The sequence below is a fragment of the Caballeronia sp. BR00000012568055 genome (assembly GCF_029439455.1).
Taxonomy (GTDB): Bacteria; Pseudomonadota; Gammaproteobacteria; order Burkholderiales; family Burkholderiaceae; genus Caballeronia.
Map to the genome: position 1 here is coordinate 127,597 of NZ_JAQFVG010000075.1, position 22,930 is coordinate 150,526.

Here is a 22,930-nt window from a genome sequence, read left to right on the forward strand (position 1 = left end):
TCGTGCTGATTTGATCGGAGAACACGCGATGACTGATCTCGATCTCAACCTGATTCCGTACCTCGTCGCGATCGAGGAAACGCGGAACGTGAGTCGCGCGGCGGAGCGGCTCGGCGTGAGTCAGCCGCGCGTGTCCACGGCGCTCGGGCGGCTGCGTGAGTATTTCAATGATCCTTTGTTCGTGCGCACATCGCGCGGCATGGAACCGACGCCGCGTGCGCTCGCCTTGGCGCCGGCTGCGCGCGAGGCGCTGAGCCGTATCGAACGGGGATTGCTGGATACGCAACATTTCGATCCGGCGTCCAGCACCGATACGTTTTCCATCGCGTTATCGGATGTCGGGGAGATCGTGTTTTTGCCTCGCTTGTTGCAGGCGTTTGCGCAGCAGGCACCGAATGCGAATTTGCGGTCGGTGTCGGCGTCGCACGGGGAAGTCGAGCGTGGATTGGAGGCGGGCGAGATCGATCTGGCCGTCGGCTATTTTCCCGATCTCAGCGGCAACAATTTTTTCCAGCAGCGGCTGTTCTCGCATCGCTTCATCTGCCTGATGCGGCGCGGCCATCCTTTCGCCGATGCCCCGCTCACGCTCGAACGCTTCTGCGAATGCGGACATGCGGTCGTCCGCGCAGAAGGTCGCAGCCAGGAAATTCTTGAGAATTTTCTCGATAAAGAACGCGTGCGGCGTCGCGCGGTGCTGGAGACGCCGCACTTCATGAGCTTGCCGTTCATCTTGTCGCGTACCGATCTGATCGCGACCGTGCCGCACGCGATTGGCTTCGCGTATGTAGCCGAGCACGCGTCGATCACGCTCGCCGAGCCGCCGCTCGCGCTGCCGCGATTCGATCTGCGGCAGCACTGGCATCGCAAGTTCCATAACGATCCGCGCACGTTGTGGCTGCGCGGCGTCGTCGCGTCGCTGTTCAACGACGCGCTCGACGAATGGCCGAAATAGTCTTTTATCGACGCGCGTCGATACTCCACGCGCCCGGTCCCGCTGCCGCAATAAACAAGAAGATGAACGACAGCAAGACCGCCGGTTCGCCCTGATTCATCAGCGGCAACAGCACATTCCCGCTCGGCGCATGACCGATGAAATACGCAAACGCCAGTTCGCCCGACAACACGAACGCGGCCGCGCGCGAGAAGAAACCGATCAGCACCAGCACGCCGCCCACCAATTCGATAACGCCCGCCGCGCCGAGCAACGAGAACAGCGGCAAGCCATCGAACATGGCGATATGCGGCACATGAAACAGCTTCGCCGATGCATGCGTCAACAGCAGATAAGCCGCCACGATACGCAGCAAAGCCTGCGCGTAAGTAGCCAGGGATTGAGCCTGAGTAGACATCGCGATAACTCCAAAAAGTATTGACACGCAGTCTATGCAGATACCATCCGTCGATAAACCACGCTAACATTGGCGTTTTATTTCCACACAGGAAAGAATCGATGGATGCGCTGACCAGTCTGCGCGTGTTTCGGCAAGTCGTCGAAGCGGGCAGTTTCGTGAAAGCGGCCGAGCGCCTGGACCTTTCGACCGCGATGACCAGCAAGCACGTCGCCAATCTGGAGAAGCAACTTGGCGTGCGGCTATTGAATCGGACGACGCGGCATCTGAGCCTGACCGAAGCGGGCAGCGTCTACTACGAGCAGTGCAGCGAGGCGCTGGATATTCTGCAAGCAGCCGAAGCGGCGGTCGGTGTGCAGACCGCGCAACCGCAAGGCGTGCTCAAGGTGACTGCGCCGGGCTGGTTCGCCAATCGCAAATTTGCGGATCTGCTGGTGGAGTATCAGGCGCGTTATCCCGATGTGCTGGTGGACTTGCGGCTGGAAAACCGCTTCGTCGATCTGGTCGAAGAAGGCTACGACATGGCGATTCGCGCGACGTCGGAACCGTCGCCGTCGCTGATCGTGCGGCCCTTGTGCAAGATGCCGTTCGTGCTGGCCGCCTCGCCCGCTTATATCGAGCGACGCGGGCAGCCGCGCCATCCAGATGACCTCGCGCGCCATCGCTTTGTCTTGCCGACGTACACCAATATCGAATCGGTGACGCTGACGGGACCGGACGGCAGCTTCGCCGTGAAGAATCAGGCTGTCCTGAAAACCAACGACACGTCGATGTCGCTCCAGCTCGTGCGCGCCGGAATGGGACTCGCGTATCTGCCGGCGTGGATCGTCGAGCCGAAAATCGCGTCCGGCGCGCTCGTGCGAGTGTTGCCGACTTACGACGTGTTCGCGCCATCGCTCTATGCCGTCTACACCAGCCGTAAGTACATGACGACAAAGGTAAGAACCTTCATCGACTTTCTTTCCGAGTCACTCGACAAACCAACTAGTTGATTAGGAATACTCTTATTCAAGTGCAGTTTGCAGCGTGTGAAGATCGCGCCCGCTTCTCGGTTCCGTTCACGGGCCGCGACATTTCTTCACGTCTCAGGTCACCGGGTGCACGCTTCTTCCCGGACTTCGACCCGAGTCGTTCCACACGAGGCAAAGGCACGCATGGACTTTCCCTGGATACCGTTACTTTTCAATCTCGCGCTGCTCGGCGTGATGCTGTTTATCTGCCGCACGATCAACGCCAGTCAAGGCAAGCTGATCTGGAACGGCGCAATGTTATTTTTCGTGCTCTGTTCGCTCGCGATGGTGCTCGATTACACGCTGACGATGGTGTTCGCATCGGCCAGTTTTCATGACCATACGCAGTACGAGAGTATGTCGTCGCGCACGGCGTGGGCCGGTCGCATTCTGAGCTACGTGATTCCGTGCGTACTGTCGCTGCTGCTGGCATTGCGATTTCGTAAGCGGCAGCGTTTTGCGGCGAAGCGTGCGGGAACCACCGCCAGCACTTCCATCGACGAAGACGGGCCCGTGGTGATTCGGACCTCGCCTTACACGGAATCGGAATTGCCGCTTTGAGGGCGCATCGAGTGAATTCTTCGACGCCGAGCGCAAAAATCGCCGAAGCAGTTCTACTATTCGATTCGCTCTGATATACTTTCGCTCTTTCGGGGCGTAGCGCAGCCTGGTAGCGTACCTGCATGGGGTGCAGGTGGTCGGAGGTTCAAATCCTCTCGCCCCGACCAGAAATTAGCTTGATGGAACAAGGGTTTAGGCTTTTACAGCCTAAGCCCTTTTTCTTTTGAACTCGCCGATTGCGTAAGCCGTTCAATCCTTGATCGGCGCGCCCGCGACAATCGCCACGCCGTTGGCGACCTGCTTACCCACCGCATCCGCCACTTCCTCGACGCTTCGGAAATTCGTCGGCAACCAATACAGCCACGTGTCCTCGCCGATCTCGAAGCTCGCATCTCCGACCTGCACGCTTCCGGACACGTAATCCGCGCCATCGAAAAAGTTGAACGCCATACGTGCGGCATCCGACCGTGTGCGAGCGCCCGTGATGTGAATGGTGACCGGCACGCCGTTCGGGTCCATGCGAAGTCCGAGGTAGTTCGCGCGCATCGCGAACGCCGACATCATCGCGCTGCGGATATACGGACTCACGAACACGCCATCGGCTTCGATTTTCGGATGCTGAATGCCCTGTGCGACTGCGGTCCGCGTTTGCACCGTGCCCGCATGCTGCGTATCGATATCCGGCACGGTCGATAAACAACCGGAAAGCGAGCCAATCGCGATCAGTGAAGCTAGCAAAAGTCGAATATTCATCGTTATTTTCGAGAGAGAAATTGCCTCCTGTGTTTAACGACGTCGCTTTCAACTACTTTAGATAAATCCTGACTTAGACGTTTATCCGGTCGTTTTCGCGCGCCATATTTGGTGGAATGCAACGTGCTCACTGCTTTCCCCGCGCGGTCTTCCAATCACCAGACCGTAATACGAGAAAGAATTCTTGTAACTCAGGCGTTTGCACTCTACTCTTAAAGTAATTCCTAAGGAACGGCGCTCGATGCCTCTGCTTCCCTACGCTCCTGCCGTCAGCAGGCGCAAACCGGCCACGCGCACGCAGTCTGCGTTGCGCGCTGAAATTGCCTATCGATTCGCATCGGCGACTACGCCGCGCGTCACGCGATTCGGCCGCATCTATCCCGGCGGCAGCCGATATGTCTGCGTATGCGCCCGCAATGAAAGCGGCGTTTTCGCGCTCTATTTTTTCCATCACGGCGCGCACGACTGGCGGACTTATCCGCCGCGCGGCGTTGGTCCGAGCATCGTGTACTGGTCGGTTGGATCGTCGGCACGAAGCGCGAAAGCCGCGCCAGGCTAACTGACCGCCGATCGCACCTGCCCCGCAACGCGCAACGCACAGGCGAAAAAAATGCCGCGATTGAATCGCGGCATTTTCTAAAAGACGAAAGGCGCTCAACCGCCCAACAGATCTATCACCTGAGTAATGTCCTTGCGCAACTGATCGACATCGACGCCAGCAGAACCCGCTTCCACAGGCGCGGGCGCGTGACCTTCTTCCATCTCCGCCTCATCCGCACTCGCCCGTCCTTGCGAATCGAGCCGATTGCGTGCGCCGTTGATGGTGAATCCCTGCTCGTACAACAACTCCCGGATACGCCGGATCAGCAAGACTTCGTGGTGCTGATAGTAGCGACGATTACCGCGCCGCTTGACCGGTCTGAGCTGCGTGAACTCCTGTTCCCAATAGCGCAGCACGTGCGGTTTGACGCCGCACAGTTCACTGACTTCGCCAATCGTGAAATACCGTTTGGCGGGGATCGGAGGCAAGACGACTTTTTCCATCGTCGATCAACCATCTTATTGAGTGATGTCGACTGAAGTACAGCGGTCTTACAGCAAGAAGCTCCGCACGCGGAGCATTCCGGGAGCAAACGAGATCAGCGCGGAGATCAGCGCGTGAGGCCCGATTCCGCTCCCGTTTCGACCAGTGCCTTCAGCTTCTGGCTTGCATGAAACGTGACGACCCGCCGCGCCGCAATGGGAATGGCTTCGCCTGTCTTGGGATTGCGTCCCGGACGCTGAGGCTTGTCGCGCAACTGGAAGTTGCCGAACCCGGACAGCTTGACGCTGTCGCCGCTCTCCAGCGCGTCACGGATGACTTCGAAAAACGCTTCGACCATGTCCTTGGCTTCGCGCTTGTTCAGACCCACATGGTCGAACAGCATTTCGGCCAATTCGGCTTTGGTGAGCGTTGGCGCATCCGCAGATGCGCCGCCGTTCGAAGTCGCAGTATCTCGGTTCATGGCGCTACGCTGCGCCGAAAGAAGGGCTTCGAAATCACTCGAGTTCATTTGGTTCATATCGGTAAAACGGCGAAAGACGGATAAGACTTGGGCCAACTTGCAGGCCTACCCCCGCAACCGCGCGCCGTGTACTCGAGCCAGGCGATCCACCAGCGTTTTGATGGCCGTGTCGACCGTTTCGTCCTGAAGCGTGCCGCCAGTATCTTGCAACGTTACACGGAAGGCAAGACTTTTCTCATGCGCTCCCAATCCACCGGAAGTATTTGATTTTGGACGAAATTCATCGAAAAGCGCAACCCTTGTGACGTGCTTGCAGGCGGGTTCGGAACGCGCGTTTTCCAGCTCGTCGAGGAGCGCCTGAACCGCCACGTTTTGATCCACGACAAGCGCGATATCACGACGAACCGGCGGGAATTTCGATACTTCCGAAGGCGTCGGCAACGCGCGATCCATCAGCGCGTCCGCTTCGATTTCGAACAGGATCGGCGCATTCGGCAGGTCGTATTTTTGCAGCCAGCGTGGATGCAGTTCACCGATCCAGCCGACCGCGCGCCCCGCCACTTCGATACGCGCCGAGCGCCCCGGATGCAGCGCTGCATGCTCGGCCTTCACGAAGCGCGGCACGACCGGCGCGAACAGCGCTTCGACGTCGCCCTTCACGTCGAAGAAATCGACGGTGCGCGTGGCCGCGCCCCATTGCTCTTCGAGCGCCGGACCGTAGGCAAGACCGCCGATCATCTTCGGCTGCTCGAAGCCTTCGATGCTCAACTCGCCCGCCTTCACCGATGCATCGCGCAGGAACGCGCGCCCTGCTTCGAACACTCGAATACGTTCCGCGCGGCGATTCAGGTTGTGACGCAGCACTTCGATCAGGCTGCCGAAAATGGTCGTGCGCATGACCGACAACTGGCTCGCGATCGGGTTCAGCAGCTTGATCGGGTTGTCGTTGCCCGCGAAGTCTTGCTCCCACGCGGCATCGACAAAACTGAAGTTGACGGTTTCGGCGTAATCACGCGCGGCCACGGCGTGACGCAGCGCGTGGATCGAGCGCTTGGTTTCGTTGGTCGCACGCATTTCGCTGCGCGCCACCGGCGGACGCGCCGGAATCTTTTCGAAGCCGTAAATGCGCGCGACTTCCTCGATCAGATCTTCCTCGATCTCGATATCGAAGCGATACGGCGGCGGCGTCACCTTGAAGCTATCGCCATCACGTTCGAACGCGAGGTTCATGCGCGTGAAAATCTGCGCGATCTCTTCCGCGCCAATCTCCACGCCGATAATGCGATGCGCGCGCGCCACGCGCATGGTCACAGGATGGCGCTCGGGCACGTTGACGATCTGGTCATCGACCGGACCGGCCTGGCCGCCGCAGATATCCAGAATCAGGCGCGAGATGCGTTCGAGATGCTCGACGGTCGTCGCGTAATCGACACCGCGCTCGAAGCGATGCGCCGCGTCCGTCGAGAAGTTGTACTTGCGCGCGCGGCCACGAATCGAGTCCGGCCACCAGAACGCGGCTTCGAGATAGATGTTGGTCGTATCGAGCGATACCGCCGTGCTGTCGCCGCCCATGATGCCCGCGAGACTTTCGACATGGCGATCGTCCGCGATCACGCCGACGGTTTCATCGAGTTCGACGGTGTTGCCGTTCAGCAGCTTGAGCGATTCGCCCTTCTTGCCCCAGCGCACTTCGACCGCGCCGTGGATTTTGTCCAGATCGAACACGTGCGACGGACGGCCGAGTTCGAGCATCACGTAATTCGAGATATCGACGAGCGCGGAAATGCTGCGCTGACCCGCGCGTTCGAGACGCTCGACCATCCACTGCGGCGTCTTCGCGTGCGCGTTCACACCGCGAATCACACGACCGGAGAAACGGCCGCAAAGGTCCGGCGCGAGAATCTTGACCGGCAGCTTTTCATCGAGCTTCACTTCGACGGCGGGCGTCTCCGGCGACTTCAGCGTAGCGCCGGTGATCGCCGCCGTTTCGCGCGCCACGCCGAACACCGACAAGCAATCCGCCTTGTTCGGCGTGAGCTTGATTTCGAACACGGTGTCGTCGAGGTTCAATGCTTCGCGGATGTCCTGACCGACCTTCGCATCCGCCGACAATATCAGCAAGCCGCTGTGATCTTCCGACAGCTTCAGTTCGCGTGCCGAGCACAACATGCCCTGGCTATCGACACCGCGCAGCTTGGTCGGCTTGATGGCGAACGGCTCGCCGCCCGCTTCGACCGGCGGCAGCACCGCGCCGATCAACGCGACCGGCACCTTGATGCCCGGCGCCACATTCGGCGCGCCGCACACGATATTCAATTGCTCGCCCGTGCCGGCATCGACCTGACAGACGTTGAGCTTGTCCGCATTCGGATGCTTGGCCACTTCGAGCACTTGGCCCACGACGATCTTCGTGGTCGGCGGCGCGACCGGACGCAGGTCTTCGACTTCGAGACCGGCCATGGTCAGAGCATGCGCGAGTTCGTCCGTGGAGAGCTTGGGATCGACGAAACTTCGGAGCCAGGATTCGGGGAATTGCATGTGTGTCTTCGTCTTCGTTCGAAATGTTTGGAGTCTCGTTCAGCCGTTTTCGAAGGCCGAACACGCGGCCTTCAGGCGAATTGACGCAGGAATCGCAGATCGTTCTCGAAGAACAGACGCAGATCCTGCACGCTGTAGCGCAGCATGGTCAGACGCTCGAGCCCACTGCCGAACGCGAAGCCGATATAGCGCTCCGGGTCCAGACCCATGTTGCGGATCACGGTCGGATGCACCTGACCCGAGCCAGAAATCTCCAGCCATTTGCCCGCGTTCTTGCCATGCTCGAACATCATGTCGATCTCGGCGGACGGCTCTGTGAACGGAAAATACGACGGACGGAAGCGCACGAGAATGTCGTCGCGCTCGAAAAACTTTTTGAGGAAATCGGTGTAGACGCCTTTCAGATCGGCAAAGCTGATGTTCTCTTCGATCCACAGCCCTTCGACCTGATTGAACATCGGCGAATGCGTAGCGTCGCTGTCCACGCGATACGTCCGGCCCGGCACGATCACCTTGATCGGCGGTTTGTTCATGCGCGCGTAGCGCACCTGCATCGGGCTGGTGTGCGTGCGCAAAAGCAGCGGACGGCCGTCGGTGTCTTTGGCATCGACGTAAAACGTGTCCTGCATCGAACGCGCCGGATGATTTTCAGGACTGTTGAGCGCGCTGAAGTTGTACCAGTCGGTTTCGATCTCGGGACCATCGGCCACGTCGAAGCCGATCGTGCCGAAGATCTTCTCGACGCGCTCCCACGTCTGCATCACCGGATGCAGCGTGCCCTTGCCCGTGCCGCGACCCGGCAGCGTCACGTCGATGGCTTCCGCCGCGAGACGCTGGTTCAGCAGTTCATCGGCGAGCGCCTGACGACGCGCGTTCAGCGCCGCTTCGACCTGTTGCTTCGCCTGATTGATGCGCGCGCCTTCGGTCTTCTTCGTTTCCGGATCGAGTTTGCCCAAGCCTTTGAGCAACTCGGTCAGCGCGCCGGATTTGCCGAGAAAGCGCGCTTTCTCGTTCTCCAGCGTGTTGACATCAGTGGCGTTTGCAAAGGCGCTTTTCGCGTCGGCGACAATCTGGTCCAGATCCATTGATCCCATCTTTTCGAAGTTCTGACTGAGGTTCGGTTTTGGGCGTGTCCTGTCACGTTGCGACACAAGCCACACACAAAACCGTCCGACCAACAAAAACGGGGCTCGGTGAGAGCCCCGTTTTCTGCCTTTTCGCCGCCTTCAACTACCCGGCGACGAAGCGGCGAACCACGCAGTACTAATTTCGCAATTAGGCTGCAACGGCGGCTTTCACTTGCTTCACGATCGCAGCAAAAGCAGCCTTGTCGAACACAGCCATGTCAGCCAGCACCTTACGGTCGAGTTCGATCGAAGCCTTCTTCAGGCCGTTGATGAACACGCTGTAGGTCATGTCGTGCTGACGCACCGCTGCATTGATACGCGTGATCCACAGTGCGCGGAACACACGCTTCTTGTTGCGGCGATCGCGATAGGCGTATTGGCCTGCGCGCATGACCGCCTGCTTGGCGATGCGATAGACGTTATTACGACGGCCGCGGTAACCCTTGGCCAGACGAATGATCTTCTTGTGACGGGCCCGTGCGGTAACCCCACGTTTTACTCGAGGCATATTGCGCTCCTAAAGTTAAGTTGAGGTTAAGCGAACGGCAGCATTGCGCGGACGGAGTTCAGATCGGAATCATGAACGGCCGTTGCGCCACGCAGATGGCGTTTGTTCTTCGTGGTTTTCTTGGTAAGAATGTGGCGCTTGAACGCTTGACCGCGCTTGACGGTACCGCCCGGACGCACCACGAAGCGCTTCGCAGCGCTCTTCTTGGTCTTCATCTTCGGCATGACAACTCCAATTTATTAGATGGTCATGGGTGTGCGGTTGATCCCTGTCTTTCGACACAGACCGCTTTCCGCCCTTCGAAACCCACGCTCCACTTGTGTGCAAACGGCTCGGTGAAGAACCGCTGCTTTTCGTGAGCCGCGTCACCGAAATGACGCCGCTCCGAACCTGCCGGCAATGCCGCACCTTCCACCAATTCGATGGCGCGCGATCCACTGCCAAAATTACTGCGGTTACTTGGCCTTCTTCTTCGGCGCAAGCACCATGATCATCTGACGCCCTTCCATCTTCGGCATCTGCTCGACCTGACCGAATTCATCGAGATCGGTCTTCAGGCGTTCGAGCATGCGCATGCCGATTTCCTGGTGCGCCATTTCGCGGCCCCGGAAACGCAACGTGATTTTCGTCTTGTCGCCGTCTTCGAGGAAGCGCGTGAGGTTACGAAGCTTGACGTTGTAGTCACCGTCGTCCGTGCCGGGGCGGAATTTGACTTCCTTCACCTGCACGATCTTCTGCTTCAGTTTTGCCTCGTGCTGCTTCTTCGCTTCCGAGTACTTGAACTTGCCGTAATCCATCAACCGGCAAACAGGCGGAGACGCCTGCGGCGCGATTTCGACGAGATCCACGTCGAGCTGTTCCGACTGACGGAACGCTTCGGCCAGCTTCACGATTCCGAGCGGCTCGTTGTCCACTCCGACCAAGCGCACCTCGGGTGCGGTAATTTCACCGTTGATGCGATGTGACGACTTATCAGTAGCGATGTTACGGTTCCTCTAAAAATTAAAAAACAAGCCGCGCTGCGAGTGACTTACTTGAACGCCCGCACTTCCTGCTGCAGACGTTCGAGGAATGCGTCGACCGGCATCACGCCCAGATCGACACCGCCACGAGCACGCACGGCTACGGTTTGCGCCTCACGCTCTTTGTCGCCGACGACCAGCAAATACGGGACCTTTTGCAGCGTGTGCTCCCGTATTTTATAGCTAATCTTCTCATTGCGCAAATCGCACTCCACTCTAAGCCCTTGTTTTTGCAACGATTGGGCCAAAGAAGACGCGTATTCTGCCTGACTTTCAGCAATATTCAGCACGATGGCTTGCGTCGGCGCGAGCCACGGCGGCATCGCACCGGCGTGGTGCTCGATCAGAATGCCGAGGAAACGCTCCATCGAACCGACGATCGCGCGGTGAAGCATGACAGGACGGCGGCGGCTGTTGTCTTCCGCGACGAATTCCGCGCCCAGACGCTCCGGCAGCACCATATCGAGCTGGAGCGTGCCGCACTGCCACGAACGACCGAGCGCGTCCTTGATGTGGTACTCGATCTTCGGACCGTAGAACGCGCCTTCGCCAGCAAGTTCTTCCCACTTCAGCCCGCACGCGGTCAGCGCGTCACGCAGACCCTGCTCCGCGCGATCCCAGGTTTCATCGGTGCCCGCGCGTTGTTCCGGACGCAGCGACAGCTTGATGTCGATGTGATCGAAGCCGAAATCCTTGTACACGCTCATCGCCAGCGTATTGAAGGCAATGGATTCCGCGATGAACTGGTCTTCGGTACAGAAAATATGCGCGTCGTCCTGAACGAAACCGCGCACGCGCATCAGACCGTGCAGCGCGCCCGACGGTTCGTTACGGTGGCACGCACCGAATTCCGCGTAACGCAGCGGCAGATCGCGATAGGAACGCAGTCCGTGATTGAACACCTGCACGTGACCCGGGCAGTTCATCGGCTTGATGGCGTAGTCGCGCTTCTCCGACTCGGTCGTGAACATATTTTCACGATAGTTCTGCCAGTGACCCGACGCCTCCCACAGCGAACGGTCCATGACTTGCGGCGTCTTGATTTCGAGGTAACCGGCCTCGTTCACGCGACGGCGCATGTACTGCTCGACCTGCTGCCACAGCGACCAGCCCTTCGGATGCCAGAACACCATGCCCGGCGCTTCGTCCTGCAAATGAAACAGGTCGAGTTGCTTGCCGAGCTTGCGGTGATCGCGCTTCTCGGCTTCTTCAAGCATGTGCAGGTACTGGTCCTGATCTTCCTTCTTGGTCCAGGCGGTGCCGTAGATACGCTGAAGCTGCTCGTTCTTCGAGTCGCCGCGCCAGTACGCGCCCGCGACCTTCATGAGCTTGAAGACCTTCAGCTTGCCGGTGGACGGCACATGCGGCCCACGGCACAAGTCGATGAAATTGCCGTGCGAGTACAGGCGAATCTCGTCGCTTTCGGGAATCGACGAAATGATCTCGGCCTTGTACGCCTCGCCGATACTCTTGAAGTACTCGACGGCCTCATCGCGCGAGACGACACGACGCGACACCGGCTCGTTCTTCTGCACGAGTTCCTGCATGCGCTTCTCGATCTTTTCGAGATCTTCGGGCGTGAAAGGACGGCTATACGAGAAGTCGTAGTAGAAGCCGTTATCGATCACCGGTCCGATGGTCACCTGCGCCTCAGGGAACAAGTCCTTCACCGCGTAGGCCAGCAAGTGCGCGGTCGAGTGGCGCACGACATCCACGCCTTCCGGGTCTTTGTCGGTGACGATGGCGAGTGACGCGTCCTTGTCAATGACGAACGAGGTATCGACGAGTTCGCCGTTCAGCTTGCCGGCGAGCGCCGCCTTGGCGAGGCCCGTGCCGATCGAAGCCGCAACTTCCGCGACAGTGACGGGGTGGTCGTATTGACGGACCGATCCATCAGGCAAACGTATCGAAACCATATCGCTCTCCAGGACGCCGGCGCACGCCGGACGAATTCATTTAAGCAATGCCACACGGTATTCGCCATGAAAACCGAGGGCCAAAAAAAATGCGGCCCCGCTATTCGAGGGGCCGCATTCACTTTTCACACATACCGCGAATCAAATTGGCAGAAGGCGAATTAGGTCCTCGACTAGCGTCGCTCCGAAGTTGTTTCGGTCAACGTTCGACGTGCCATTTTCGTATCGCCTTTTGCGCCAGCGCTGCTGCGCGATTTCGCGGATTGAAGCTGCGGCGGATGCCGAAACTTCGCTTTTCGTTGGTAGGCTCGATTGGACTCGAACCAACGACCCCCACCATGTCAAGGTGGTGCTCTAACCAGCTGAGCTACGAGCCTGAAAGAAGTGAGATTATATGGAGTGTTTCGAATCTTGGCAAGGGTTCGCCGATCAAAAATGCAGAAGATTTCGCAGTTTCACAAAATTCACGCACGCAAGGAAGCACGCAGCTAAGCACGACGCGATGCGCGAATCACCCCGCCCACTTCGCCCAACAACGTACACGCGCGCTGAATTTGCTCGGCATTCGACACTTCCACCGTGAACTGCATATAGGCGATATTGCGCCGGCTCTGACTTTTCACGCCGATCACATTGATCTTCTCGCGCGCGAACACTTCCGAGATATCGCGCAACAAGCCCTGCCGATCCGCCGACTCCACCGACAGATCCACCGGATACACCGACGAGCCGCGCCCGTTCATCACCTCGGCGGACCACGTCGTATGGAGCACGCGCTCCGGCGATCGCTGCGCCATGCGCTGAAACGTCGTGCAATCGCGCCGATGGATCGACATGCCCTTGCCGCGCGTGACAAAACCGGCGATGGCGTCGGGCGGTGCGGGACGGCAGCATCGCGCGAGTTGGGTCAGCAGCGCATCGACACCGACGACCAGCACGCCCGTCGATGCCCCATGCGCCACGCTCTGCCCGCTACTGCGCTTCTCGAACTGCTCGGGAGCTTCGGGCTCCGGCTCGGGCGGCGGGGTATCGGAGAGGGCGTGCTCGATATTGCGCACGCTGAACTCTTCCTTGGCGACGGACGAATACAAATCTTCCGTTGCCTTGAAGCCGAGTTTGGCCGCGAGCTGATCCAGATTGACCGATGTCTTGCCTTCCCGCTGCAAGGTCTTTTCGACGATCGCGCGTCCTTCCGCGATGTTCTCCGCCGCATCGGCCGAATGGAACCACGCACGCACCTTCTGCCGCGCGCGCCCGCTTTGCAGATAGCCGAGCTGCGGATTGAGCCAGTCACGCGACGGCCCGCCCTCTTTCACCGCGACGATTTCCACCGTCTGCCCGTTCTGCAGCGGCGTGTTGAGCGGCACCATCGCACCATCGACGCGCGCGCCGCGGCACCGATGCCCCAGTTCGCTATGCAGGTGATACGCGAAATCGACCGGCGTCGCGCCGTGCGGCAACGCGATCACGCGCGCCTGCGGCGTCAGCACGTAGATGTGGTCGTCATCGAGCGTGGCATCGCGCAGATGTTGCCAGCCGGGCTGCTCGCCTTCGACATCGTCCTTCCACGCGAGCAACTGACGCAGCCAGGCGATCTTCTCGTCGTACTTCTCGCTCGCGGTCACCGCGCCCGCGTAACCGCGCGCGCCCGCTTCCTTGTAGCGCCAGTGCGCAGCCACGCCATATTCGGCGAACTGATGCATCTCGTGCGTACGAATCTGCACTTCGAACGCGCGCCCGTCGTCACCGACGACCACCGTATGCAGCGATTTATAGCCGTTCGGCTTGGGCCGCGAGATGTAGTCATCGAACTCGCGCGGCACCGGCTGCCAGAGATTGTGGACGATGCCCAGCACCGTATAACAATCCTTGATATCGCCGACGATCACGCGAAACGCGCGCACATCGTTCAGTTCGGAGAAGTCGAGATGCTTGCCGCGCATCTTCTTCCAGATGCTGTAGATATGCTTGGGCCGGCCGCTGACTTCGGCCTTGATCTGCGCGGTATCGAGTTCCTTTTGCAGCCGCGCGATGGCCGACGTCACATACGATTCACGCTCGACGCGCTTCTCGTCCAGCAACTTGGCGATGCGCTTGTACGTGACCGCATCCTCGAAGCGGAACGACAAGTCTTCGAGTTCCCACTTCAGTTGCCAGATGCCGAGCCGGTTGGCGAGCGGCGCGTAGATTTCGAGCGTTTCGCGCGGCACGTCCGGTGATGGCTCGGTCTTCGTCGCGGCGTGATAGCGCAGCGTCTGCAAACGCGACGCCAACCGAATCAGCACCACGCGAATATCCTGCGCAAACGCCAGCAGCATCTTGCGCAGCGCTTCGACCTGCGCGCGACGCGCGGCCTGTGCATCGCGCGAGTTGTCGGGCAAGTCCGCCATCGTGGCGCGCGAGCTGAGCGAGCCTAAACGCAACAGCTTGCGTACATCGGCGACGAGCTTCTGCACTTCCGGGCCAAAGCGCTCGGAAATGACCTTGTCCGGATCGTCCAGATGCGGCGCGAGCACGAACAAGGCCGCAGCGACGACCGCGTACGGATCGATATCGAGCGTCTGCATGATGCGCGCGGTGCCGGTCGCGTGGTCCGCGAGCAGTTCGCCCGTGGACACGCGCACGTCCTTGGCGTGCTCGCGCACGAACGCGAGCGCGTCGTCGATGGACGGCTCCGGATGCGATTCGTTGAGGTCGTCGGACTCGGTCATGCGGGTCTTGCCACTGGTGTTGCCACTACAGGATCATTAATCGCGCTGCGCAGCCACGACGCAGATTTCGACCAGGCACGCCGGGTTCGCCAGCTTCGACTCGACGGTCGCGCGCGGCGGCGTGTTGCCCTGTGCAACCCACGCGTCCCACACGGCGTTCATGCCGGCAAAATGCACCATGTCGGAGATATAGATTTGCACCGACAGCAAGTGCGCCTTGTCGCTGTTTGCTTCGCCGAGCAGACGATCGATATGGCCGAGCACTTCACGCGTCTGGCCGGTGATGTCCTGATCGGTGTCTTCGGCGATCTGGCCCGCGAGATAAACGGTGCCGTTGTGAACCGCGATTTCGGAAAGCCGTGCGCCGACGTGATGACGGATGACTGCCATAAATGCCTGACTCCTGAAATTGAAAATCGGGATAAAAGCGCCGGGCGCTCAGCCCGATATTATGCCCCGCCCGCGTCTTTTCCGAGAAAGAAGCCCGTGGCGACGGCAATCTGATCCGCCGATAAAAACGCGGGCGCGTGTCCCGCGTTCGGCACTTCGGCGCCCGTGACGGCCTGCCCTTTTTCGATCATCAATTGCACGGTCTCGCGCGAAAGCAAGTCCGAGCTTTGACCGCGCACGACCAGCACCGGCGTTTTGATCGATGCAAGCGCGTGCCAGAGATACGCCTCACCGGCGGCGTTCTGCTCGTCGGTTGCAGCGGTGAACGGTGTCGCGATGCCCGGATCGTAGCGGAAGGTCCACGCGCCATCGCGTTCGTGCAGCAGCGGCGTGTTGATCGCGGTCCATTCCTCGTCCGTCAGCGGGCCGAAGGACGACGCCAGCGCCGCCGCGTGCCTCACGCCTTCATCGAGCGATGCAAAACGTGCCGGCTTGCCGAGATAGTCGCCGATCCGCTTCAACGCGATCGGTTCGATATGCGGCCCGACGTCATTGAGCAGCATCTTGCGGATCGGCGTATTCGGCAGTCCGCCGAGCGCCATGCCGATCAGACCGCCCATCGACGTGCCGAACCAATCGACCGTTTCCACGTTCAGACGCGCGATCAGCGTGACCATATCCGCGACGTATTGCGGCACGCCGTAATAACGCGGATCGGCGAGCCAGTCGGACAGGCCGCGCCCGACCACATCCGGACACACCACGCGATATTCGGCGGCGAATGCACGCGCGATGGCATCGAAATCGCGGCCCGAGCGCGTCAAGCCATGCACGCACAACAGCACGCGCGGATTCGCCGGATCGCCCCACTCCGTATAAGCGATGCGATGCAAGCCCGCAGGACTCGCGCACTGCACGAATCGCTGGCGCGGTTCGCTGAAATCGGAATGCGGCGCTTCGACGACGATGGATGCGGTCATGAATGAATTCCTCGCGATCGTGAGAAAGTAGTTCGATCGATTGTAAAGCGCCTGGCGCGGGTCTGAACGGGCATTAGCCATTCGGACGACCCCTTCCAAATTTGCTGCTCAAACGCAATTTCACAAGGCGCAAATAAAAACGGGCGAAGCCTTGGAAAGCCTCGCCCGCATCAGCACTGAAGAATCAGCGCATCACTTCACGCCGGATACATCCAGCGGCGCGCCCGTCTTCTGCTGAATCTCTTCCGCCGATACGCCATCCGCCAGTTCGACCAGCTTCAAACCCTTGTCGGTGACATCGATCACGCCGAGATCCGTGATGATGCGATCGACCACGCCCACGCCCGTCAGCGGCAAGGTGCACGCATCGAGAATCTTGTGCTGATCGCCCTTGGCGACGTGTTCCATCAGCACGACGACCTTCTTCACGCCCGCGACGAGGTCCATCGCGCCGCCCATGCCCTTGATCATCTTGCCGGGGATCATCCAGTTGGCCAGGTCGCCGGACTTGCTGATCTGCATCGCGCCAAGAATGGCGAGGTTGATATGGCCGCCGCGGATCATCGCGAACGAATCCGCCGATGAAAAAATCGACGAGCCCGGCAGCGTGGTCACAGTCTGCTTGCCCGCGTTGATGAGATCGGCATCGACTTCATCTTCATACGGCGACGGTCCGATACCCAGCAGCCCGTTCTCCGATTGCAGCCACACTTCCATGCCGTCCGGCACATGATTGGCCACCAGCGTCGGCAAGCCGATGCCGAGGTTCACATAGAAACCGTCCTGCAATTCCTTCGCCGCGCGTGCGGCCATCTGATCACGATTCCAAGCCATGATTACGCTCCTTTCGCGCGGACGATACGTTGTTCGATGCGCTTTTCAGGATGCGCATTCAGGACCAGACGCTGCACGAAAATACCGGGCGTATGGATATGATCGGGATCGAGTTCGCCCACTTCGACGATCTCCTCCACTTCCGCGACCGTGATCTTGCCGGCCATCGCGCACATGGGGTTGAAGTTGCGCGCCGTGCGGCGATAGATCAGGTTGCCCGACTTGTCGGCCTTCCATGCCTTCACGAGACCGACATCCGCCGTCAGCGAGTGTTCGAGCACGTAATGGTTCTCGCCGAATTGACGCGTTTCCTTGCCTTCCGCGATCACCGTGCCGAAGCCGGTGTTGGTGAAGAACGCCGGAATGCCCGCGCCGCCCGCGCGCAGCTTTTCGGCCAGCGTGCCTTGCGGCGTGAATTCGAGTTCGAGTTCGCCGGCCAGATATTGCCGCTCGAATTCCTTATTCTCGCCCACATACGACGAAATCATCTTCTTGACCTGACGCGTTTCGAGCAACAGCCCGAGCCCGAAGCCATCGACACCCGCGTTATTGCTGATGCAGGTGATGTCCTTCACGCCCGAATCGCGCAATGCCGCGATCAGCGCTTCGGGAATGCCGCACAGCCCGAAACCACCGACCGCGAACGTCTGACCGTTCTTGACGATGTCCTCGAGCGCCGCTTTCGCGCTGGGATAGACCTTGTTCATCTGTGTGTCCCTTCCATGAATGAACCGAGAAATTGGCTCGACCTGCCCCGTTATTCGTCTGCTTCGGCAAGGCGGTCAGCACCGATATGATGTGGCGAAAAGATTACGATGCGCGGCTGATCCGGCACAATACGCAAAAATACATAAGTCTTTCCCCGCGCGCTTTGGTTCCGCATCTTCCAGCGCGCCGGGTCCTTCGAATTCCCATGCGCTCACTGGACTATCAAACCGCGTTTCATCTCGCGCCCGTCGGGCTGGTGCTTTCGCGCGAGCGCATCATCGAGGACTGCAACGAGCAGCTTTGCGCGATGTTCGGTTTCGCGCGCGAAGCGCTGATCGGAAAATCGTTCGAGGTGCTTTATCCGACGCCGGACGAATTCGCGCGCATCGGCGAACGGATTGCAGCGACCATCAGCGGGCAAGGCACGTATAGCGATGACCGCATCATGAAGCGCCATGACGGTGATCTGTTCTGGTGCCACGTCACAGGCCGCGCGCTGGACCGCGCCGCGCCCCACGCCGCCGGCGTCTGGACATTCGAAGACCTGAGCGCGACGCGGCGCGTAGCAATCGAACTCACGCCGCGCGAGCGGGAAATCGCCGCGCAGCTTGTTACGGGTAAAACCAGCAAGCAAATCGGACGCGTGCTCGATATCAGCCCGCGCACGGTCGATATCTACCGCGCGCGCCTCATGCGCAAGTACGACACCGGCAACGCCACCGAACTGCTTCAGCGACTGCTCGGCACCTGAGTCACAAGCCGGCCTGTTTCGATGATTTCACGCAGCAAATCCGGCACGGGCACCGACTTGCCCTTCGCGTAATCGATCCACACGACCTTGGCCGCGCCACGCGCATAGAGCGTGTCCGCATCGTCCGCGCGAACCAGCTCGAAGTGCGTTTCGAAACTGCTGCGCCCCGGCGCACCGACCGACATGCGGCCGATGATATCGCCGGGGTAATGCAACTGCCGCAGAAACTCCATCGACGCATTCACGATCACCGGCCCCTGGCCCTCCCCGTTCCCGCCCGCGATGCCAATCTGCTCGAACCACGAAATCCGCACCTGTTCCATGTAGCGGAAATAGACGGTGTTGTTGACGTGGCCGAAGGCGTCCATATCGCCCCAGCGAATGGGCATCGAGAGTTCGAAAACAGGGTGAAAAGTGGTCATTGCGTAACGTCAAATAAGGTTTAGAGCGAAAACCCGTCGTCCGCGGAAATGACCGAGCCGTTGATGAATTGCGATTCATCCGCCGCGAGCAGCAGCAGCAAACCGTCGAGATCGCCGGGCGAACCGACACGGCGGCGCGGCAGCATCGAAATAAGCTTTTGGCCCTGCTCGGTTTTCCAGTGGTGATGGTTGATTTCGGTGTCGATATAACCCGGACAGATCGCGTTCACGTTGATGCCGTGACGGCCCCAGTCCAGCGCCATCGCCTTGGTCATCTGCACGACGGCGGCCTTGCTCATCGAATAGATGCCGAGTTGCGGAAATGGCCGCAGACCCGCCACCGAAGCAATATTGATGATCCGATACAGCGGTTTCGAAGGCCCGTTGCCGCGCATGATCATGCGCTTGGCCACTTCCTGCGCGACGAAGAACGCGCCGCGCACGTTCGTGCCGAACACGAATTCGAAGTCCGAAGGCGTGACTTCGGTCAGCTTCTGCTGCGTCGAAACGCCCGAGTTATTCACGAGGATATCGATGGTACCGGCTTCCGTCTCCGCATGCGCAATCGCGGACTTGATGCTCTGGTAGTCGGTCACGTCCAGTGCGACGACATGCGCCGCGCCGCCCGATGACTCGATTTCCGCGCGCAGTTCCTTCAGACGCTCGGTGCGGCGGCTTGCCAGCACCACCTTCGCCCCCGCCTGCGACAACACCTGCGCGAAACGCTTGCCAAGTCCACTGGATGCGCCTGTGATCAGCGCAACCTTGCCTTCCAGGTTGATCGAACGGCCCATTGTGCTTCCTCGTTTTATGGTGGGTTCTGCCTGCGAGGCGCGTGGGGATACGCCTTCACGGCACTAGCGTCGGCACGGATACCGCAGTGCGGCAAATAATATTACGATCGTGCCAAAACGGGTGGGGTCGGTTGCGGCCCGCCTGTCGTTCGCTGACAATACGCGATCCCCAAGAAGGCCATTCTAACGGTACATAGGAGCATTGATGACCCCGGCGAGCCTCATCGAGCAATACGGTCCCCGCGAGTCGATGGAATACGACGTCGTAATCGTCGGCGGCGGCCCGGCCGGCCTGTCGGCGGCGATCCGCCTGAAGCAACTGGCGGAAGAGAAAGGCGTCGAGATCGGCGTATGCGTGCTGGAAAAAGGCTCGGAGATCGGCGCGCATATTCTTTCGGGCGCCGTCATGGACCCGCGCGGGCTGTCGGAACTGATTCCCGACTGGAAGGAAAAAGGCGCGCCGCTGGACGTCGAAGTGACCGAAGACCGCTTCCTCTTTTTGTCGCAGGACAGCGCGAAGCAAGTGCCAAACTGGCTGCTTCCCGACAACTTCAAGAATCACGGCAATTACGTGATTTCGCTGGCGAACGTCACGCGCTGGCTTGGCGTGCAGGCCGAAGCGCTGGGCGTCGAAATTTTCCCCGGCTTTCCCGCAGCCGAAGTGCTGTATGGCGACGATGGCAGCGTGAAAGGCGTCGTTACCGGCAATATGGGCGTCGGCAAGGATGGTGAGCCGACCGAGAATTTCCAGCTCGGCATGGAATTGCACGCGAAATACACGCTGTTCTGCGAAGGCGCGCGCGGGCATCTCGGCCGTCAGCTGATGGACAAGTTCAAGCTGAATCAAAACGCCGATCCGCAGGTGTACGGCATCGGCATCAAGGAATTGTGGGAGATCGATCCGGTCAAGCACAAGCCGGGTCTGGTGATTCACACCGCCGGCTGGCCGCTCGATCCTGACACCTACGGCGGCTCGTTCCTCTATCACATGGACAATAACCAGGTGATGGTCGGCTTCGTGGTCGGACTGGGTTATTCGAATCCGTATCTGTCGCCGTTCGAGGAATTTCAGCGCTACAAAACGCATCCGTCGATTCGCGCGTTTCTCGAAGGCGGCAAGCGCATTTCGTATGGGGCGCGCGCCATTACCGCAGGCGGCCTGATGTCGCTGCCCAAGCTCACGTTCCCCGGCGGCGCGCTTGCGGGCGATGACGCGGGCTTCCTGAACGCATCGCGTATCAAGGGCAGTCATGCGGCGACCAAGTCCGGCAAGATGGCCGCCGAAGCCGCGTTCGATGCCGTGCAAGCCGGTCGTCAGAACGACGAACTCACCGCGTATCCGGAAGCGTTCGACAGTTCATGGCTCAAGACCGAGCTGTATCGCGCGCGCAATTTCAAGCAGTGGATGAGCAAGGGCCTGTATCTCGGCACGTTTATGGTCGGGCTGGAGCAGAAGCTGATGGGCGGCAATGTGCCGTGGACGCTGCATCATCAGCATCGCGATCATGAGATGTTGAAGCCGGCGTCGCAGAGCAAGCCGATTGTTTATCCGAAGCCGGATGGCAAGCTCACGTTCGATCGTCTCTCGTCCGTGTTCATCTCGAACACGAATCACGAAGAGAATCAGCCCGCGCATTTGACGCTGAAGGACCCGAGCGTGCCGGTGAACGTGAATCTGCGTACGTATGCAGGACCGGAAAGCCGTTATTGCCCGGCCGCCGTCTATGAGTTCGTGAAAGCCGATGACGGCAGCGAGCGCCTGCAAATCAACGCTCAGAACTGCGTGCATTGCAAGACTTGCGACATTAAAGATCCGACGCAGAATATCGTCTGGGTGACGCCGGAAGGTGGCGGCGGGCCGAACTATCCGAATATGTGATGCGTGAAAAGTTAAAGGGCACCGAGGTGCCCTTTAACTTTATTTGCTCGGCATTTGCGCCGCGATCTTCGGTGTATCGACCGCCACGTCGCCGCATTGGGCGCGATGCCGCAACGCGTGATCCATCAGCACCAGCGCCAGCAGCGCTTCCGCGATCGGCGTCGCGCGGATGCCCACGCACGGATCATGTCGGCCGAAGGTTTCGACGGTCGCCGCCGTCCCTTCCTTGTCGATCGACTGCCGCGGCGTACGGATGCTCGACGTCGGCTTGATCGCGATGGTCACGGTAATGTCCTGCCCGCTCGAAATACCGCCGAGAATGCCGCCCGCGTTATTGGAGGCGAAACCTTCGGGCGTCATTTCGTCGCCGTGTTGCGAGCCGCGTTGCGCGACGCTCGCAAAGCCCGCGCCGATTTCGACGGCCTTCACCGCGTTCAGGCCCATCATCGCGTGGGCGATATCGGCATCGAGCCGATCGTAAAGCGGTTCACCGAGACCGACCGGCACGCCCGTCGCCGTCACTTCGATCCGCGCGCCGACCGAATCGCCATCGCGACGCAAATTGTCCATGTACTCCTCGAGCTGCGGGACGATCTCGTCGTTCGGCGAGAAAAACGGATTCTCGCGCACATGCTTCCAATCGACGAACGGAATGTCGATTTCACCCAGCGCGCTCATACAGCCGCGCGTTTCCAGCCCGAACTTCTCACGCAACCACTTCTTCGCCACCGCGCCCGCCGCGACCGTCGGCGCAGTCAGACGCGCCGATGAACGGCCGCCACCGCGATAATCGCGCACGCCGTACTTCTGCCAGTAGGTGTAATCCGCGTGACCGGGGCGGAAAGTCTGCGCGATATTGCCGTAGTCCTTGCTGCGCTGATCGGTATTGCGGATCAGCAGCGCGATGGGCGTGCCGGTGGTCACACCTTCGAACACGCCGGAAAGAATCTCGACCTGATCCGGCTCCTGACGCTGCGTGACGTGACGCGACGTGCCCGGACGGCGGCGATCGAGTTCGATCTGGATATCGGCTTCCGTGAGCGCCATGCCCGGCGGGCAGCCGTCGATCACGCAGCCGATCGCGGGACCGTGCGACTCGCCGAAATTCGTGACGGTGAAAAGCGTGCCAAGGGTGTTGCCGGACATGAGCGTCGACCTGAAAAAAAGTGTCG

At 60.0% G+C, this 22,930-nt stretch carries 24 protein-coding genes and 2 tRNA genes; 7 read left to right on the plus strand and 19 right to left on the minus strand.

Annotated features, from left to right (window positions below):
* Nucleotides 1-28: 28 nt before the first annotated feature.
* The gene (locus tag P7F28_RS05445) at nt 29-952 is read left to right on the plus strand and encodes a LysR family transcriptional regulator (protein WP_277183415.1); all 924 of its coding nucleotides are present in this window, start codon (nt 29-31) and stop codon (nt 950-952) included.
* A gap of 4 nt (nt 953-956) precedes the next feature.
* Here the strand turns inward: P7F28_RS05445 and P7F28_RS05450 are convergent, their stop codons facing one another.
* On the minus strand, nt 957-1,349 hold the full coding sequence (locus tag P7F28_RS05450) for a DoxX family protein (protein WP_277183416.1): 393 nt from the start codon (nt 1,347-1,349) through the stop codon (nt 957-959).
* A 101-nt stretch (nt 1,350-1,450) separates the two neighbouring features.
* Here P7F28_RS05450 and P7F28_RS05455 point away from each other — a divergent pair, with 101 nt between their 5' ends.
* The 3 genes from P7F28_RS05455 (at nt 1,451) to P7F28_RS05465 (ending at nt 3,087) form a co-directional block, all read left to right on the plus strand.
* Nucleotides 1,451-2,341 carry a LysR family transcriptional regulator gene (locus tag P7F28_RS05455; protein WP_277183417.1) on the plus strand — a complete coding sequence of 297 codons (891 nt, stop codon included), beginning with the start codon at nt 1,451-1,453 and terminating at the stop codon, nt 2,339-2,341.
* A 162-nt stretch (nt 2,342-2,503) separates the two neighbouring features.
* The gene (locus P7F28_RS05460) at nt 2,504-2,920 is read left to right on the plus strand and encodes a hypothetical protein (protein ID WP_277183418.1); all 417 of its coding nucleotides are present in this window, start codon (nt 2,504-2,506) and stop codon (nt 2,918-2,920) included.
* A 90-nt stretch (nt 2,921-3,010) separates the two neighbouring features.
* A tRNA-Pro gene (locus tag P7F28_RS05465) sits at nt 3,011-3,087 on the plus strand.
* An 82-nt stretch (nt 3,088-3,169) separates the two neighbouring features.
* Here P7F28_RS05465 and P7F28_RS05470 read toward each other — a convergent pair.
* Nucleotides 3,170-3,673, minus strand: coding sequence for a hypothetical protein (locus P7F28_RS05470; protein WP_277183419.1), 504 nt, complete (start codon nt 3,671-3,673; stop codon nt 3,170-3,172).
* A gap of 241 nt (nt 3,674-3,914) precedes the next feature.
* On the opposite strand from P7F28_RS05470, the gene P7F28_RS05475 reads away from it, so the two are divergent.
* Complete coding sequence (locus tag P7F28_RS05475) at nt 3,915-4,232, plus strand: hypothetical protein (protein WP_277183420.1); 318 nt, start codon at nt 3,915-3,917, stop codon at nt 4,230-4,232.
* A 95-nt stretch (nt 4,233-4,327) separates the two neighbouring features.
* Here P7F28_RS05475 and P7F28_RS05480 read toward each other — a convergent pair whose 3' ends face one another.
* From P7F28_RS05480 to P7F28_RS05545, 14 genes are all read right to left on the minus strand, one after another.
* Nucleotides 4,328-4,717: a MerR family transcriptional regulator gene (locus P7F28_RS05480; protein WP_277183421.1), complete on the minus strand. Its 390-nt coding sequence runs from the start codon at nt 4,715-4,717 to the stop codon at nt 4,328-4,330.
* Nucleotides 4,718-4,824: 107 nt separating this feature from the next.
* Nucleotides 4,825-5,235 carry an integration host factor subunit alpha gene (locus P7F28_RS05485; protein WP_277183422.1) on the minus strand — a complete coding sequence of 137 codons (411 nt, stop codon included), beginning with the start codon at nt 5,233-5,235 and terminating at the stop codon, nt 4,825-4,827.
* 48 nt (nt 5,236-5,283) lie between these two features.
* Nucleotides 5,284-7,716: a phenylalanine--tRNA ligase subunit beta gene (gene pheT / locus P7F28_RS05490; RefSeq protein ID WP_277183423.1), complete on the minus strand. Its 2,433-nt coding sequence runs from the start codon at nt 7,714-7,716 to the stop codon at nt 5,284-5,286.
* A 71-nt stretch (nt 7,717-7,787) separates the two neighbouring features.
* Complete coding sequence (pheS, locus tag P7F28_RS05495; RefSeq protein ID WP_277183424.1) at nt 7,788-8,801, minus strand: phenylalanine--tRNA ligase subunit alpha; 1,014 nt, start codon at nt 8,799-8,801, stop codon at nt 7,788-7,790.
* 190 nt (nt 8,802-8,991) lie between these two features.
* The gene (gene rplT / locus P7F28_RS05500) at nt 8,992-9,351 is read right to left on the minus strand and encodes a 50S ribosomal protein L20 (RefSeq protein WP_008350196.1); all 360 of its coding nucleotides are present in this window, start codon (nt 9,349-9,351) and stop codon (nt 8,992-8,994) included.
* A gap of 26 nt (nt 9,352-9,377) precedes the next feature.
* On the minus strand, nt 9,378-9,575 hold the full coding sequence (gene rpmI / locus P7F28_RS05505) for a 50S ribosomal protein L35 (protein WP_004191477.1): 198 nt from the start codon (nt 9,573-9,575) through the stop codon (nt 9,378-9,380).
* Between the two features lie 231 nt (nt 9,576-9,806).
* Complete coding sequence (gene infC / locus P7F28_RS05510) at nt 9,807-10,334, minus strand: translation initiation factor IF-3 (protein WP_277183520.1); 528 nt, start codon at nt 10,332-10,334, stop codon at nt 9,807-9,809.
* Between the two features lie 47 nt (nt 10,335-10,381).
* The gene (thrS, locus tag P7F28_RS05515) at nt 10,382-12,289 is read right to left on the minus strand and encodes a threonine--tRNA ligase (protein WP_277183473.1); all 1,908 of its coding nucleotides are present in this window, start codon (nt 12,287-12,289) and stop codon (nt 10,382-10,384) included.
* A gap of 300 nt (nt 12,290-12,589) precedes the next feature.
* Nucleotides 12,590-12,666 (minus strand) — tRNA-Val (locus tag P7F28_RS05520).
* Between the two features lie 111 nt (nt 12,667-12,777).
* Entirely contained in the window at nt 12,778-15,000 is a 2,223-nt protein-coding gene (locus P7F28_RS05525; RefSeq protein WP_277183474.1) for a bifunctional (p)ppGpp synthetase/guanosine-3',5'-bis(diphosphate) 3'-pyrophosphohydrolase, read from the minus strand.
* A 36-nt stretch (nt 15,001-15,036) separates the two neighbouring features.
* Nucleotides 15,037-15,390, minus strand: coding sequence for a RidA family protein (locus tag P7F28_RS05530; RefSeq protein WP_277183475.1), 354 nt, complete (start codon nt 15,388-15,390; stop codon nt 15,037-15,039).
* A 59-nt stretch (nt 15,391-15,449) separates the two neighbouring features.
* A complete protein-coding gene (locus P7F28_RS05535) occupies nt 15,450-16,370 on the minus strand; it encodes an alpha/beta fold hydrolase (protein ID WP_277183476.1) in 921 nt (306 codons plus the stop codon).
* Between the two features lie 192 nt (nt 16,371-16,562).
* A complete protein-coding gene (locus P7F28_RS05540) occupies nt 16,563-17,204 on the minus strand; it encodes a CoA transferase subunit B (protein WP_277183477.1) in 642 nt (213 codons plus the stop codon).
* A gap of 2 nt (nt 17,205-17,206) precedes the next feature.
* Nucleotides 17,207-17,911, minus strand: a complete 705-nt coding sequence (locus P7F28_RS05545; protein WP_277183478.1) for a CoA transferase subunit A — start codon at nt 17,909-17,911, stop codon at nt 17,207-17,209.
* Nucleotides 17,912-18,117: 206 nt separating this feature from the next.
* Between P7F28_RS05545 and P7F28_RS05550 the strand changes: the two genes are divergently transcribed.
* Entirely contained in the window at nt 18,118-18,663 is a 546-nt protein-coding gene (locus P7F28_RS05550) for a LuxR C-terminal-related transcriptional regulator (RefSeq protein ID WP_277183479.1), read from the plus strand.
* Here the strand turns inward: P7F28_RS05550 and P7F28_RS05555 are convergent.
* A complete protein-coding gene (locus tag P7F28_RS05555; protein WP_277183480.1) occupies nt 18,642-19,085 on the minus strand; it encodes a thioesterase family protein in 444 nt (147 codons plus the stop codon). The two genes, P7F28_RS05550 and P7F28_RS05555, sit on opposite strands and share 22 nt — an antisense overlap.
* Before the next feature lie 20 nt (nt 19,086-19,105).
* A complete protein-coding gene (locus tag P7F28_RS05560) occupies nt 19,106-19,879 on the minus strand; it encodes an SDR family oxidoreductase (RefSeq protein WP_277183481.1) in 774 nt (257 codons plus the stop codon).
* A gap of 205 nt (nt 19,880-20,084) precedes the next feature.
* Here P7F28_RS05560 and P7F28_RS05565 point away from each other — a divergent pair, with 205 nt between their 5' ends.
* Nucleotides 20,085-21,758 carry an electron transfer flavoprotein-ubiquinone oxidoreductase gene (locus tag P7F28_RS05565; RefSeq protein WP_277183482.1) on the plus strand — a complete coding sequence of 558 codons (1,674 nt, stop codon included), beginning with the start codon at nt 20,085-20,087 and terminating at the stop codon, nt 21,756-21,758.
* A gap of 39 nt (nt 21,759-21,797) precedes the next feature.
* Here the strand turns inward: P7F28_RS05565 and aroC are convergent, their stop codons facing one another.
* Complete coding sequence (aroC, locus tag P7F28_RS05570; RefSeq protein WP_277183483.1) at nt 21,798-22,904, minus strand: chorismate synthase; 1,107 nt, start codon at nt 22,902-22,904, stop codon at nt 21,798-21,800.
* Nucleotides 22,905-22,930: the final 26 nt, after the last annotated feature.